The organism is Xanthobacter autotrophicus ATCC 700552, assembly GCF_043194565.1.
GTDB lineage: Bacteria > Pseudomonadota > Alphaproteobacteria > Rhizobiales > Xanthobacteraceae > Xanthobacter > Xanthobacter autotrophicus_F.
The window spans coordinates 79,990-94,327 of the sequence record NZ_JBAFVS010000013.1 but is presented as its reverse complement, the minus strand read 5'-3'; the positions used below and the strand labels follow the sequence as shown (position 1 = coordinate 94,327).

The following is a 14,338-nucleotide window of genomic DNA, read 5'->3' as shown; positions in this document are numbered from 1 at the left end:
GAGCCCATGCGGCGCCACTTTCAAGGGCCTCTAATTGCACCCCCGACCCATCTTGTCCAGATCGTGGCCGTGCGGCACGCCGTCCTGCCATAATGCCGCCCGCCCGTCCGCAACGCTTCGGTCGGCCTCAATTTTTCCTGGCCGGCTCCGCCTCCCCCGGCGATACCTCCAGCAGAAGGTCCCGCCGCCCATGATTCTCGCCCTCTATTGTCCGGATATTGCCCAGAATGCGGGCACATGCCTGCGCACCGGGGCTTGCCTGGGCGTCGAGGTGCATCTCATCGAGCCCGCCGGGTTTCCGATAGGTGATGCGGGTTTCCGTCGCGCCGGGATGGATTACATCGATCAGGTGACGTGGCGGCGGCACGCCTCGTTCGAGGCCTTCGACGGGGCCCGCCGGGCGGCGAACCGGCGTCTGGTGCTGTTCACCACGCGCGGGGCCGAGCCGCTGTTCGGCTTCCGCTTCCGGCCCGACGACGTGCTGCTGTTCGGCCGGGAATCAGCCGGCGTGCCGGAGGCTGTCCATGCCGCGGCGGACGCCCGCCTGCGCATTCCCATGCGGGCCGGCCTGCGGTCCCTCAACGTGGCCGTCAGCGCAGGGATCGCACTGGCCGAGGCGCTGCGCCAGACCGGCGGGCTGCCGGATTGAGCCCGGCGCTTGCCTGCTTTGCTTTCTTCCGCCATGCCGAGGCGATAAAAGCCAGTCCAACAGTCGTCCAGGACAGCCTGATCCCCGAGAGATCAAGACCGGCGGAGCGCCCCCCATGTGCCCTTCGACTTCAGCGCCCGACACAGCCTTCGCGCCCCAGGCGGAAGCCATCCTTGAGGAGCGTCGCGGCCGCGCGCGCTCCTGGTTCGAGGACCTGCAAGGCCGCATCATCGCCGCCTTCGAGGCGCTGGAGGATGAGGCCGACGCCGCGCTCTACGCCGGGGCACCCGGTCGATTCGCCCGCATCCCCTGGTCGCGCACCGACCACACCGGCGCGCCCGGCGGCGGCGGCACCATGGCGCTCATGCGCGGACGCCTGTTCGAGAAGGTGGGGGTGCATACCTCCACCGTGTTCGGCGAATTCGCGCCGGAATTCCGCAGCCAGATCCCCGGCGCGGCGGAGGACCCGCGCTTCTGGGCGTCGGGCATCTCCCTCATCGCCCACATGGCGAACCCGCACGTGCCGGCGGTGCATATGAACACGCGCTTCGTGGTCACCACCAAGGCGTGGTTCGGCGGCGGTGCCGACCTCACCCCCGTGCTCGACCGCCGTCGCACCCAGGACGATCCCGATACGCAGGCGTTCCACGGCGCCATGCGCGGCGCCTGCGCCGCCCACGCGGTGGCCGACTACGAGCGCTACAAGACGTGGTGCGACGACTATTTCTTCCTGAAGCACAGGAACGAGATGCGTGGCGTCGGCGGCATCTTCTACGACTATCTCGACAGCGCCTCTTCCGGCACCGGGACATGGGAGGGGGATCTTGCCTTCACCCGCGACGTGGGGCTCGCCTTCCTCGATATCTATCCCCGGCTGGTGCGGGCCAACATGGGCCAGCCCTGGAGCGAGGCGGACCGCGAGGAACAGCTGGTGCGGCGCGGACGCTATGTGGAATTCAACCTGCTGTACGATCGCGGCACCATTTTCGGCCTGAAGACCGGTGGCAACGTGGATTCGATTCTCTCCTCCATGCCCCCGGTGGTGAAGTGGCCGTGATCGGCCCGTCATGAACGCCGGCTAAGGCTGGCCCCAGCGGCGTCGCGCATCGACGACAGCGGGAGACTGAAGCCATGGCGTTCGAGCCCGGAGACATCGTGCAGCTCAAGTCCGGCAGCCCGGCCCTCACTGTGGTGACGGCGTCGGAAACCGAAGTGTCGGTGGTCTGGTACGCGGAGGAGGACGACGCCTTCCGCACCCATACCCTTCCGGTCATCGCCCTCGAGAAGCTTGAAGTCGCCGACTTCGAGGAAGAGGAAGAAGAAGACGAGGAAGAAGACGAGGACTGACGGTTCAGGCGCCGGAAGACGCCTTGGCCGCGTCCGCCAAAAGGCTGGCGACGACGGCGGGATCGGTCGGGAAATCGGCGTCGATCCACCGGCCCTCGGCCCGCGCCAGCGCCGCGCCGAGGGCGCGGCCGGGGGTGAGGCCCAGCGCCATCAGGTCGGCGGCGGCGAAGGGCGGGCGCGGCGGTGTCCAGGCTACCGCCATGGCCGCCACCGCCTCCATCCCGCCCCGGCCATGGGCGGCTGAGAGCAAGGCAAGGTCGAGCGCCGCATCCACGCCGTTCCGGTAGAGAAATGCCCGCACGGCCCGGGCGTCGGGCAGGTCCGGCACGGGTGCCGACAAGGCCGCGAGCCGACGGGCCTCCGCATTGGACAGCCGCAGCCGCTCGCGCAGGCGCGCCGCATCATCAGTGACGCGCACCGCCATGGCGGCCAGGCGGCGGATCGCATCAGGCTTTACCTGCCACGCCCGTTCCAGCGCCGCGAGCCGCGTGAACGCCCCCACATCCGCGATGCCGGAAATCAGCGGCTGGAGCAGGCCGGCGTCGCTCATGACAGCCAGCGTCGCGGCGGCGCCGGGCGCCACGAGGAGCTTCAGCATCTCCGCCCGCACCCGCTCCCGCGACAGGGTGAGAAGCCCCGTCCGGCGGCGCACACTGGCGATGAACGCCTCCTTGTCCACCGGGCCCACGCCATAGGCGGCATGGAAGCGGAACAGGCGCAGGATGCGCAGGTAATCCTCGCGGATGCGCGCCTGCGGATCGCCGATGAAACGAATCCGCCGGGCGGTGAGATCCGACAGGCCGCCCACCAGGTCCACCACCGCCCCGTCCGCCGTCGCATAGAGGGCGTTGAGGGTGAAGTCGCGCCGCTCGGCATCATGCAGCCAGCTGCGGCCGAATCGCACCACCGCGCGGCGGCCGTCGGTCTCCATGTCCTCGCGCAGGGTGGTGACCTCATACGGGTGGTGGCCCGCCACCACGGTCACGGTGCCATGCTCGATCCCGGTGGGCACCGGCTTCAGGCCCGCCCTGCGGGCGCGCTCGGCCACCACCTCCGGAATGGCGGTGGTGGCGATGTCCACATCGGAAACCGGAAGGCCGAGGAGGGTGTTGCGCACCGCGCCGCCGACCACGCGCGCCTCCTCCCCGTCCGCATTGAGCGCGGCCAGCACGGCCATGAGGCCGGGCGTGCGCCAGAACGGCGCGCCGGCGATGGAGAGACTCATTCGAAACGCCCCGGCACGAACACCCCGTCCTTCATCTGGGCGGGCACATAGCGGCTGCCGGGCGGGGCCATATGGCCGTGCTCGAAGACGAACAGGCCGGCAATCACCAGAACCAGGGCCGCCGCTACCACCAGCGCGAGGGCGCGCGGCGACCAGTGCTCGGGCACCACGGAGCCCTTGGTGGCGAGGAGCAGCGCGCCGTAAAGCACGAACGGCGTCAGGAACAGCGCGAACTCGACGAGGAAGCTGCGCAGCATCAGGCGTAGACCTTTTCGTAGAGGTTGCGCAGCATGCCCGCGGTCGCCCCCCAGATGTTCCGCCCTTCATAGGGCATGACATAGAAATGGCGCAGCGTGCCCTTCCACTCGCGCGACTGGCGTTCGTGGTTGCGCGGGCTCATGAGGAAGCCGAGCGGCACCTCGAACGCCTCGTCCACCTCGGCCGGGTTGAGGGTCAGGACGTAAGAGGGATCCACAAGCCCGACCACCGGCGCGATCCAGAAGCCGGTGCCGGAGAGATAACCGTCGAGATAGCCGAGCGGCCGGACGAGGCGCGAATCGAGCCCCACTTCCTCCCGTGCCTCGCGCAAGGCGGCATCCAGCTCATCCCGGTCGCCGGGATCGACCCGCCCGCCGGGAAAGGCCACTTGCCCGGCGTGGTTGGAGAGGTTCGACGACCGCAGGGTGAGGAGAATGGTGGGCTCGGGCCGCGCCACCACGGGAACCAGCACCGCCGCATGGCGCGGCGTCACCGCCGGCGCGAGGCTCGCCTTCTCCGGCTGAAGGGCATGGTCGCCATTGAGGCCGAGGAATTCCGCCTGGGAATAGAAAGGCGGCGGCGCGGGGGACAGGCGCGCCGCGGCGCGGGCGAGGAAATCGGAGAGGGCGTCGGCGGTTCCCGTCATGGAGGGAACATCCACGTTGGTGTGGCGCGTCATTCGGAAACATCCAGATCGGCCGCCGGCAGGATGGGGTAGAACACACCGGCCGAGGCAACCCCGAACATGGGGACGCCGCCGTCGTCGCGCACCTCTCCCTCGGCCATCAGGTCAAGATGGACGGCGCGGGTCAGGCGCGCCTCAAGGCCCCGCCGCACGTGAACATAGGGCACCACCTCGCCGGGCGCTCCGCCACGGGCAAAGCGCAGGGCATGGCCGGGGCCGCAGCGCACCAGATCATCGAGATTGGTGCGAAAAACCAGGGTGCGGCTCTCCGTCGCATCCTTTGCGGCATCTTTCGCAGCACTCTCCACCGCCATCTCCACCGCGAGGAAGGGGGCGTCCTCCACCCTGAGACCCACCTTCTCCACCGGCGTCTTCAGCACATAGCGCTCGCCGTCCCGCGTCAGCACCGACGCGAACAGGCGCACCAGCGCCGGCCGGCCGATGGGCGTGCCCATATAGTGCCAGCTGCCGTCCGTCTTGATGACGAGATCCATCTCGCCGCAATCGGGCGGGTCCCATGCCTCCACCGGCGCCGGGCCGCGGCCGCCGGCATCGCGCACCGCCGCCATCAGCGCCTCAAGCCGGCCGGAGGCGGGAGGGGCGAGCGGAGCAGTCGTGGCCTTCGGGTCTTCGCCCGGCATGAATTTTCCCTTCCGCAAGCCAAAGTCCCTTTCGGGGAACGGCCTCGCGACGACGTGAGTGCGCTGCATCCCGGACGGCCGGGAGCGGGGTTCGATGTGCGCCGATCTTATCGTAAGCTCTGTGTCCGGGTGGCGCGACGTTTGCAATGTCGAATCCGGGATGTGGGCCGGGTCTGGGGTCGGGGCGTTATATTGCCGCTTTTGGCGGCAAGCCTGTCCCGCAGGCGCGTTGCGTTATGGAGAAGCTGAGATGTCGGCTGCCGGCGAGACCTTCGACCTCGACCAGATGATCATCCGCAACGCGGAGGCCGCGGCGGCCCATGTGAAAGCGGCGCGGACCGCCATCTCCTCGGTCATCTTCGGCCAGGAGGCTGTGGTGGACCGGGCGCTCATCACCATCCTCGCCGGCGGCCACGCCCTGCTGGTGGGTGTGCCGGGCCTCGCCAAGACCAAGCTGGTGGAGACCATGGGCACGGTGCTGGGGCTCGACGCCCGCCGCGTCCAGTTCACGCCGGACCTGATGCCCTCCGACATTCTCGGCGCCGAGGTGCTGGAGGAGAGCGCCGGCGGGCGCCGGGCGTTCCGCTTCATCAAGGGCCCCATCTTCGCCCAACTGCTGATGGCCGACGAGATCAACCGCGCCTCGCCGCGCACCCAGTCGGCCCTGCTCCAGGCCATGCAGGAATACCATGTGACCGTGGCCGGCGAGCGCCACGACCTGCCCAAGCCCTTCCACGTGCTCGCGACCCAGAATCCGCTGGAGCAGGAAGGCACCTATCCCCTGCCCGAGGCGCAGCTCGACCGCTTCCTGATGGAAATCGACGTGGATTATCCCGACCGCGACGCGGAACGGCGCATCCTGTTCGAGACCACCTCGGCCGAGGAGCAGAAGGCCCGCGCCGCCATGAGCGTGGACGACCTCGTCGCCGCCCAGCGCCTGGTGCGCCGCCTGCCGGTGGGCGAATCGGTGGTGGAGGCCATCCTCACCCTGGTGCGCTCGGCCCGTCCGGGGGCCGAGGGGCCGGAGCAGCGCTATATCGCCTGGGGTCCCGGCCCGCGCGCCAGCCAGGCGCTGATGCTGGCCGTGCGCGCCCGCGCCCTGCTGGACGGGCGCTACGCCCCCTCCCTCGACGACGTGCTGGCACTGGCCGAGCCGGTGCTGAAGCACCGCATGGCCCTCACCTTCGCCGCCCGCGCGGAAGGCGAGAGCATCGCCCATATCATCCGCCGCCTCACCGAGCGCCTCGGGTGACGGCGGACCGGACCGACAAGGTGGCGCAGGACGCCCATCGCTCCGTCGAAACCGCCGCCCTCGCCGCAGCGGGCCTTGCGGCCGCCATGCCGCGGCTGGTGCTGGAAGCCCGTCGCATCGCCATGAGCGTGCAGCATGGCCTGCACGGCCGAAGGCGGGCGGGGTCCGGCGAGAATTTCTGGCAGTATCGTCGCTTCGTGGACGGCGAGCCGGCGAACCGCGTGGACTGGCGCCGCTCCGCCCGCGACGACGTGCTTTATGTGCGCGAGCGCGAATGGGAGGCCGCCCACACCGTGTGGATCTGGCCAGATCTCTCCCCCTCCATGCTCTATGCCTCCAAAGGCCACGCGCCGAAGCGCGACCGCGCCCTCATCGTCGCCTTCGCCCTTGCCGAGCTTCTGGTGAAGGGCGGCGAGCGGGTGGGCATTCCCGAGCTGATGCGCCCCTCCGCCACCCGGCGGATCGTGGAGCGCATGGCCGAATCGGTGGTGCTGGCCCCCGTTTTGCCCGCGAGCCTGCCAACGGCATTCGCCCCCTCCCCGCTCTCGGAAGTGGTGCTGCTGGGCGATTTCTGGAGCCCGGCGGACGAGGTGGCCGCGACCCTTCATGCGCTGGCCGCCTCGGGTGCCCACGGCCATGTGGTGCAGATCGTCGACGTGGCGGAGGAGACCTTCCCCTTCTCCGGCCGCATCGAGTTCCGCGAGCCCGAGGGCGGCGCACGGCTCACCGTGGGCCGGGCCGAAAGCTGGCGCACCGACTATGACCTGAAGCTGGTGGAGCATCGCGCCCGCATCCGCGCCGCCGCCGAGCGGCTGGGCTGGAGCTTCGCCGTCCACCGCACCGACCGGCCGGCGAGCGAGCTGCTGCTCGCCCTTCACGCCCGCATGGGTGCCGGCGGCGGTGCGGCCATGACGCCCAAGGGCGGCGGCCATCCCTTCGTTTCGGGAGGCCCCGCCTGATGTTCGGCCTGCCCCTCGCCTTCTCCGCGCCGCTGCTGCTGACCGCGTTCCTGGCCTTGCCGCTGCTGTGGTTTCTGCTGCGCGTGGTGCCGCCCAAGCCGCGGGAGGTGGCCTTCCCGCCCATGCGGCTGCTGCTCGGCATCACCCCCAAGGAGGAGAGCGCGGCCCGCACCCCGTGGTGGCTCACCGCGCTGCGGCTGCTGCTCGCGGCGCTCATCATCCTGGCCGCCGCAGGTCCCATCCTCAATCCGCCCGCCGCGGGGCCGTCCTCCGGCGGGCCGCTGGTGCTGATCATCGACCAGGGCTGGCCGGCCGCCGCCAGCTGGGAAGCACGCCGCGCGGCCGCTGCTGCCCTCATCGACGAGGCGGAGACCAACGGGCGGGGCGTCGCCCTCATCCCCACCGGCGATGTGCCGCGCGAGGCCACCCTGCTCAGCCCCTCCGCCGCCCGCGACCGCCTGCGCTCGCTGGAGCCCGTGCCCTACGGCCCGGCCCGCAAGGAGGCGCTCGCCCTGGCCCAGCGGCTGCTGGGCAACGAGCCCCAGGCCGGCATCGTCTTCATCACCGATGCGGTGGATCTCGGCGCCGATCCAGACCTCGCCCAGGGCTTCGCCGCCCTCAACGGTGCCGGCCGCCTGCTGGTGGTGGGCGGCGGCGTCGCCGCGCCCCTCGCCCTCGCCGGTGCCGAGAACGGCGCGGAGGCGCTCACCGTGAAGGTGCTGCGCCCCGAAGGTGCCGGCCCCCGCGCCGGGCGGGTCACCGCCCACGACATGCGCGGCCTGGCGCTGGGCGAAGCCCTCTTCACCCTGCCCGAGGGCGTCACCGAGGCGGAAGCCCGCTTCGACATGCCGGTGGAAATCCGCAACGAGATCGCCCGGCTGGAGATCGCCGGCGAGCGCTCGGCGGGCGTCGTGCAATTGCTCGACAAAAGGTGGCGGCGCCGGGCCGTGGGCCTTGTCTCCGGCACCAGCACGGATACCGGCCAGCCCCTGCTCGCCCCCACCTATTATCTCTCCCGGGCGCTCGGCCCCTATGCGGACCTGCGCGTGGCCGAGACCGGATCGGCCACCGAGAACATCAACCGCTTCCTGGAACAGCGCCTGCCGGTGCTGGTGCTGACGGATGTGGGTACCATCCCGCCCGCCACCCGCGCGCGCCTCGCCCGCTTCGTGGAGGAAGGCGGCGTCCTCGTGCGCTTCGCCGGTCCCCGCCTCGCCAATGCGCAGGATGATCTATTGCCGGTCAAGCTGCGGCGCGGCGGCCGCGTGCTGGGCGGCTCCCTGTCCTGGGAGACGCCGCAGAAGCTCGGCGCCCTCTCGGCCGAGGGCCCGTTCCGCGACCTGCACCTACCGGACGATGTGACCGTGACGCGGCAGGTTCTGGCCGAGCCGGACGGCATGCTGGCCGAACGCGCCTGGGCGACCCTGGCCGATGGCACCCCCCTGGTCACCGGCGTGCGCCGGGGCAAGGGCGCGCTGGTGCTGTTCCATGTGACCGGCGACACCTCCTGGTCCAACCTGCCGCTTTCCGGCACCTTCGTAGAAATGCTGCGCCGCGTGATCGCCCTGTCCGATGCCCCGCCCCCCGCCGAGACGGCGCCCGCGGAAGCCCCCGTCCCCACCGCCAGCCGGCCGGATGTGGCGGTGCTGCCGCCGGCCCGCGTGCTGGATGGCTTCGGCGCCTTCCGTCCCGCTGGCCCCACCGCCCGCGCGGTTCCAGCCGACTATGCGGGCCGCGCCACCGCCGACCATCCCCCCGGCTTCTACGGCCCGCCGGACGGGCTGGTGGCGGTGAACACGCTGCTGCCCGCCGACCGGCCGAAGGCGCTGGACCTTTCTGCCCTTGGCGGCCGCGTGGAACCGTTGCAGGAAAACGCGCCGCGCGACCTGCGCGGGCCGGTGCTGGTGACCGCCATGGGGCTGCTGCTGCTCGATGCGCTGGCGGTGCTGTTCCTGGCCGGCGGCTTCAGCCGCATGGGCGGCCCGAAGGTGCGGCGCGGCGCGACCGCGGTGCTCCTCGCCGCCATCGCGCTCGGCGCGGCCGGCCTTGCCGGCGCTCCCGCACCCGCCCGCGCCGACGACGCCTTCGCCCTCAAGGCCACGCTGCAGACCCGCTTCGCCTATGTGGTGACCGGCGACGGCGAGGTGGACGAGATTTCCCGTGCCGGGCTCGACGGGCTCGCCACCTTCCTCGGCCAGCGCACCGCCCTTCAGGCCGGCGAGGCCATGGGCGTGGACATCGCCAGGGACGAACTCGCCTTCTTCCCCCTGCTCTACTGGCCCATCCTGCCCGACATGAGCCCGCCGCCGCCCGCCGTGCTGGCGCGCATCGACGCTTATATGAAGCAGGGCGGCACGGTGATCTTCGACACCCGCGACGCCATCGAGGCCTCCGGCGCGCCCGGCGCGCCGCTCTCAGCCGCCGGGGCGCGGCTGAAGGACATCCTGTCGCGCCTCGACATCCCCGAGCTGGAGCCGGTGCCGCGCGACCACGTGCTCACCAAGGCCTTCTATTTGCTGAAGGACTTTCCGGGTCGCTTCACCGGCGGCACCACCTGGGTGGAGGCCCTGCCGGCCGCCGACGCCGATGCGGACCGTCCCGCGCGGGCGGGCGACGGCGTTTCCCCGGTGATCATTTCGTCCAACGACCTCGCCGGCGCCTGGGCGGTGACGCGCAACGGCGAGCCGCTCCTGCCCCTGACGCCGGGCGAGCCGCGCCAGCGGGAGATCGCCTTCCGCGCCGGCGCCAACATGGTGATGTATGTGCTGACGGGAAACTACAAGGCGGACCAGGTGCACGTGCCGGCCCTGCTGGAAAGGCTGGGGCAATGAACACTGACGCACGCGCAGCGGACGCCGGCGCATGAATTACGGCATCACCTTCTCCCCCTTCCTGTCGCTGCCGCTGCTGATCGCGGTCGGCGTCGTCGCGCTGGTGCTGGCGGGGCTGCTCTTAGCCTCGCGCACGCGGGGTGCCATCTTCCGCGCGCTGGCGCTGGCGGTGGGGCTGCTCGCCCTCGCCAACCCCTCCTTCACCCGGGAGGAGCGCGAGCCGCTCACCTCGGTGGTGGCGGTGGTGGTGGACAAGAGCGCTAGCCAGTCCTTCGGCGAGCGCACCCAGCAGACGGAAGCCGCCCGCGCCGCCCTGGCCGACCGGCTGGGCAAGCTCTCCGGCATCGAGGTGCGCACCATCGAGGCCGATGCGGGCGACGGCTCCGCCGACGGCACGCGCCTGTTCTCCGCCTTGTCCGCCGGCCTTGCCGACGTGCCGCCGGAGCGGGTGGCGGGCGCCATCATGATCACCGACGGCCGTGTCCATGACGCGCCGGAGAACCCGCAGGCGCTGGGCTTCTCGGCGCCGGTCCATGCCCTCGTCACCGGCCGCGCCGGCGAGCGCGACCGGCGCGTGGCGCTGGAAAAGACACCGCGCTTCGGCATCGTCGGCCAGAAGCAGGCGGTGACCTTCAAGGTGACCGACGAGGGCGCCCCCGCCGGCGCCCGCGTCGCCGTCACCATCCGCCGCGACGGCGAGGTCATCGCCCGGCCCACCGTCACCGCCGGGCGCAGCACGTCCGTGGACGTGGACATCACCCATGCCGGGCCCAACATCGTCGAGTTCGAGGTTCCCGCGCTCGACGGCGAGCTGACGCTGGTGAACAACCGCACCGCCGTCGCCATCGACGGCATCCGCGACAAGCTGCGCGTGCTGCTCGTGTCCGGCGAGCCGAACGTGGGCGAGCGCACCTGGCGCAACCTCCTGAAGAGCGACGCCAACGTGGACCTCGTCCACTTCACCATCCTGCGCCCGCCGGAGAAGCAGGACGGCACGCCCATCAACGAGCTTTCGCTCATCGCCTTCCCGACGCGCGAGTTGTTCCAGACCAAGATCAAGGATTTCGACCTCATCATCTTCGACCGCTACGCCCAGCAGGGCGTGCTGCCGCAGGTCTATTTCGACAATATCGTGCGCTATGTGCGCGCCGGCGGCGCAGTGCTGGTGGCGGCGGGCACGGACTTCCTCGACACCGGCTCGCTCTACAACACGCCGCTGGAAGAGATCCTGCCCGGCGTGCCAAGGGGCGATGCCACCGACGCGCCCTACCACGCCCGCCTCACCGATCCGGGCAAGCGCCATCCCGTTACCCGCGCTTTGCCGGGCTCGGAGAGCGAGCCGCCCCACTGGAGCCGCTTCTTCCGCGTCATCGACGCCCAGGCCCGCTCCGGCACCAGCCTCATGTCCGCGCCGGGCGACAAGCCGGTGCTGCTGGTGGACCGGGTGGGCGAAGGCCGCGTGGCCCTGCTGCTCTCCGACCACATCTGGCTCTGGGCGCGCGGCTATGAAGGCGGAGGCCCGCATATCGACCTGCTGCGCCGCCTCTCCCACTGGCTCATGAAGGAGCCGGACCTGGAGGAAGAGCGCCTGAAACTCACCGTCTCCGGTCGCGAGCTCGTGGTGGAGCGCCAGACCATGGCCGACAGCGTGCCCACCGCCACCATCACCACGCCATCCGGTGCGCTGCGCACCCTCACCCTCACCCAGGCCGAGCCCGGCCTGTGGCGGGCGGCGACTCCGGCCGACGAACTGGGCCTGTGGCGCGCCACCAACGGTACACTCACCGCCTTGGCCAATATCGGCCCGCTGAACCCCAAGGAGTTCGCCGAGGTGACCAGCACGCGCGACGTTCTCGCTCCCGTGGCGGCGGCCACCGGCGGCGGTGTGTGGCGGCTCGCGGACCTCGGCGGATCGGTGCCGCGCCTGGTGCAGGTCTCCGCATCCGACCGCCTCGCCGGCGAGGACTGGATGGGCCTGCGCACCCGCGACGTCTCGGTGGTGCGAGGCATCGGCCTGTTCCCGCTGTTCGCCGGCCTGTCCGGCCTATTGCTGCTGCTCGGCGCGCTCACCGCCGCCTGGGTGCGGGAGGGCCGGTAATGGCCATGGGCCAATTTCCCCCGCTCTCTTCTCCCCTGCTCACGCGCCGTCGCCTGATGGGTGCAGGACTTGTTGCAGGTGCAGGAGTTGGTGGGCTTGCCGGCCTCTGGGCCGTGCCGGCGGGGGCGCAAGACATGCCGCTCACGCCCGTGGGCGAATGGCTGGCGGAGACGATCGGCAGCGGCGGGGTTCTGGATCGGATCCAGACCACCCTCGTGCTCGGCGCCGACGGCGCCGTATCCGGTTCCGGCGGCTGCAACCGCTACAGCGGAAAGGCCAAACTGTCGGGCGCTGCCCTGCTTTTCGGCCCCCTTTCCGCCAGCCGCATGGCCTGCGCGCCGGCGGTGATAGCGCAGGAGCAGAAATTCCTGCTGGCGCTGGAGCGGACGCGGGCCTGGCGGATCGATCCGCTGCGACGCAAGCTGATCCTGCTCGACCTCACCGGCACCGAGCTGGTTCGCTTCTCCACCAGGTAAGGGGGCCGCCTGCGGGACTGCAGCACGATGCCCGCAGCGGGCGTCAGGATGGCAGGGCCCGCCTTGCCGGCAGAAGCTTTGCCGGCCGGGCTACTGCATGGCCGCGCGCTCTTCCGCCTGCCGCTGGTTCTCCGCCCGCTTGGTCATGACCGAGGCGATGATCACCACCACCGTCACGATGGCGATGAGGATGGTGCAGACCGCGTTGATCTCCGGCGTCACCCCCAGGCGCACCTGCGAATAGATGCGCATGGGCAGCGTGGTGGCCCCCGGACCGGTGGTGAAGCTGGCGATGACCAGGTCGTCCAGCGACAGGGTGAAGGCCAGCATGAAGCCGGACACCACCGCCGGCAGGATCAGCGGCAGGGTGATCTTGAAGAAGGTCTTGAACGGCGGGCAGCCGAGGTCGAGCGCCGCCTCTTCCAGCGCGCGATCGAAGGTGACGAGCCGCGACTGCACCACCACCGCCACGAAGCACATGGTGAAGGTGATGTGGGCCAGCAGGACGGTCCAGAAGCCGCGATCGAAATTCACCGCCACGAACAGCAGCAGCAGGGACAGGCCGGTGATCACCTCGGGCATGACGAGGGGGGCGTAGATCATGCCGGAGAACAGGGTGCGCCCCGGAAAACGCCCGTAGCGGGTGAGGGTCATCGCCGCCATGGTGCCGAGCACGGTAGCTACCAGCGACGAGAAGAAGGCGATGCGCACCGTCACCCAGGCGGCGTCCATGAGCTGCTCGTTCTGCAGCAGCGACCAGTACCACCGCGTGGAAAAGCCGCCCCACACGGTGACGAGCCGCGAATCGTTGAACGAGTAGATCACCAGCAACAGGATGGGAATGTAGAGGAAGGCAAAGCCGAGCACGATGGACGTGACGTTGAACCAGGTCAGGCCTTTTTTCATTTCCCCGCCTCCGGCTCGTGTTTCATTTCCCCGCCTCCAGCTCGCGCTGCTGGATGTTCTGGTAGATCACGATGGGGATCACCAGCACGAGCAGCAGCAGCACGGCCACCGCGGACGACACCGTCCAGGACCGGTTCACGGTGAACTCCGTCCACAGCGACTTGCCGATCATCAGCGTATCCGAGCCGCCCAGCAGGTCGGGAATGACGAACTCGCCCACCGCCGGGATGAAGCAAAGCAGCGCGCCGGCGGCAACGCCGGGCAGGGAGAGCGGAAAAGTGATGGTCCAGAACGCCTTGGATGGAGGGCACCCGAGATCTGCGGCGGCTTCCAGCAGCGTCAGGTCAAGCTTTTCCAGGGCTGCATAAAGCGGCAGCACCATGAACGGCAGATAGGAATAAACGATGCCGATATAGACGGCGAGGTTGGTGTTGAGGATCTCCAGCGGCTGGTCGATGACGCCCAGTGCCCTCAACCCCTGATTGAGCAGCCCTTCCTGCGACAGGATGCCGATCCACGCGTAGACGCGGATGAGGAAGGAGGTCCAGAACGGCAGGATCACCAGCATCAGCAGCGTGGGCTGGATGGAGCGCGGCGCCCGCGCCATGGCATAGGCGATGGGGTAGCCCACCAGCAGCAGAAGCACCGTGGAGATGGAGGCGATAACCAGGCTGGAGCCATAGGCCTCCAGGAACTCATTCGAGAAATCCAGCACATAGCCGTAATTGGCGAAGGAGAGGCCGGACAGGAACTCGGTAAAGCCGGCCCACCCCTGCGCCAGATCGAGGGTCGGCGCATAGGGCGGCTGGGCCACCACATCCTGCGACAGCGAGATCTTGAACACGATCAGGAAGGGCGCGAGGAACAGCGCCAGGAGCCACAGATAGGGCACCGCGATCACGAACCAGCGGCCGTGCCCCTTCTCCCCCGCCATCGCCATGGTTGCCTCCCGGTGCGTTGCCGCACGATCAAAACGCGTCAGAACAAGAACTCAAGCCTTCCGCGCGCACG

Annotated in this window: 14 protein-coding genes; 8 read left to right on the top strand and 6 right to left on the bottom strand. The window is 70.1% G+C overall.

Annotated elements, in window-relative coordinates; translation table 11 throughout:
* The first annotated feature begins 190 nt into the window (after nt 1-190).
* The 3 genes from V5F48_RS15055 to V5F48_RS15045 all read left to right on the top strand — a co-directional run bounded on the left by V5F48_RS15055 (nt 191) and on the right by V5F48_RS15045 (nt 1,996).
* Nucleotides 191-649 carry a tRNA (cytidine(34)-2'-O)-methyltransferase gene (locus V5F48_RS15055; RefSeq protein ID WP_394110336.1) on the top strand — a complete coding sequence of 153 codons (459 nt, stop codon included), beginning with the start codon at nt 191-193 and terminating at the stop codon, nt 647-649.
* A gap of 115 nt (nt 650-764) precedes the next feature.
* The gene (gene hemF, locus V5F48_RS15050) at nt 765-1,706 is read left to right on the top strand and encodes an oxygen-dependent coproporphyrinogen oxidase (RefSeq protein WP_394259376.1); all 942 of its coding nucleotides are present in this window, start codon (nt 765-767) and stop codon (nt 1,704-1,706) included.
* A 74-nt stretch (nt 1,707-1,780) separates the two neighbouring features.
* Nucleotides 1,781-1,996, top strand: coding sequence for a DUF2158 domain-containing protein (locus V5F48_RS15045; protein ID WP_394110338.1), 216 nt, complete (start codon nt 1,781-1,783; stop codon nt 1,994-1,996).
* Between the two features lie 4 nt (nt 1,997-2,000).
* Here the strand turns inward: V5F48_RS15045 and V5F48_RS15040 are convergent, their stop codons facing one another.
* The 4 genes from V5F48_RS15040 to V5F48_RS15025 are packed head-to-tail and all read right to left on the bottom strand — an operon-like array spanning nt 2,001 to nt 4,805.
* Nucleotides 2,001-3,221 (bottom strand): CCA tRNA nucleotidyltransferase, encoded by a 1,221-nt coding sequence (locus V5F48_RS15040; protein ID WP_394259375.1) that lies wholly within the window; start codon nt 3,219-3,221, stop codon nt 2,001-2,003.
* On the bottom strand, nt 3,218-3,478 hold the full coding sequence (locus V5F48_RS15035; protein WP_282642018.1) for a DUF6111 family protein: 261 nt from the start codon (nt 3,476-3,478) through the stop codon (nt 3,218-3,220). The genes V5F48_RS15040 and V5F48_RS15035 overlap by 4 nt, the downstream gene beginning before the upstream one ends.
* Entirely contained in the window at nt 3,478-4,158 is a 681-nt protein-coding gene (locus tag V5F48_RS15030; protein ID WP_394259374.1) for a CoA pyrophosphatase, read from the bottom strand. Before V5F48_RS15030 ends, V5F48_RS15035 begins: the two co-directional genes overlap by 1 nt.
* Nucleotides 4,155-4,805, bottom strand: a complete 651-nt coding sequence (locus tag V5F48_RS15025) for a DUF1285 domain-containing protein (protein ID WP_394259373.1) — start codon at nt 4,803-4,805, stop codon at nt 4,155-4,157. Before V5F48_RS15025 ends, V5F48_RS15030 begins: the two co-directional genes overlap by 4 nt.
* A 250-nt stretch (nt 4,806-5,055) precedes the next feature.
* Between V5F48_RS15025 and V5F48_RS15020 the strand changes: the two genes are divergently transcribed.
* From V5F48_RS15020 to V5F48_RS15000, 5 genes are all read left to right on the top strand, one after another.
* Nucleotides 5,056-6,057, top strand: coding sequence for an AAA family ATPase (locus V5F48_RS15020; protein ID WP_394110342.1), 1,002 nt, complete (start codon nt 5,056-5,058; stop codon nt 6,055-6,057).
* On the top strand, nt 6,054-7,016 hold the full coding sequence (locus V5F48_RS15015) for a DUF58 domain-containing protein (protein ID WP_394259372.1): 963 nt from the start codon (nt 6,054-6,056) through the stop codon (nt 7,014-7,016). The genes V5F48_RS15020 and V5F48_RS15015 overlap by 4 nt, the downstream gene beginning before the upstream one ends.
* Nucleotides 7,016-9,847 carry a DUF4159 domain-containing protein gene (locus V5F48_RS15010; protein WP_394259371.1) on the top strand — a complete coding sequence of 944 codons (2,832 nt, stop codon included), beginning with the start codon at nt 7,016-7,018 and terminating at the stop codon, nt 9,845-9,847. Before V5F48_RS15015 ends, V5F48_RS15010 begins: the two co-directional genes overlap by 1 nt.
* A 31-nt stretch (nt 9,848-9,878) precedes the next feature.
* On the top strand, nt 9,879-11,945 hold the full coding sequence (locus V5F48_RS15005; protein ID WP_394259370.1) for a hypothetical protein: 2,067 nt from the start codon (nt 9,879-9,881) through the stop codon (nt 11,943-11,945).
* A 134-nt stretch (nt 11,946-12,079) separates the two neighbouring features.
* Nucleotides 12,080-12,421 carry an META domain-containing protein gene (locus V5F48_RS15000; RefSeq protein ID WP_394259369.1) on the top strand — a complete coding sequence of 114 codons (342 nt, stop codon included), beginning with the start codon at nt 12,080-12,082 and terminating at the stop codon, nt 12,419-12,421.
* A gap of 90 nt (nt 12,422-12,511) precedes the next feature.
* Here the strand turns inward: V5F48_RS15000 and V5F48_RS14995 are convergent, their stop codons facing one another.
* A complete protein-coding gene (locus tag V5F48_RS14995; protein WP_394259368.1) occupies nt 12,512-13,327 on the bottom strand; it encodes an ABC transporter permease in 816 nt (271 codons plus the stop codon).
* Between the two features lie 22 nt (nt 13,328-13,349).
* A complete protein-coding gene (locus V5F48_RS14990) occupies nt 13,350-14,267 on the bottom strand; it encodes an ABC transporter permease subunit (protein ID WP_394259367.1) in 918 nt (305 codons plus the stop codon).
* Between the last annotated feature and the right edge of the window lie 71 nt (nt 14,268-14,338).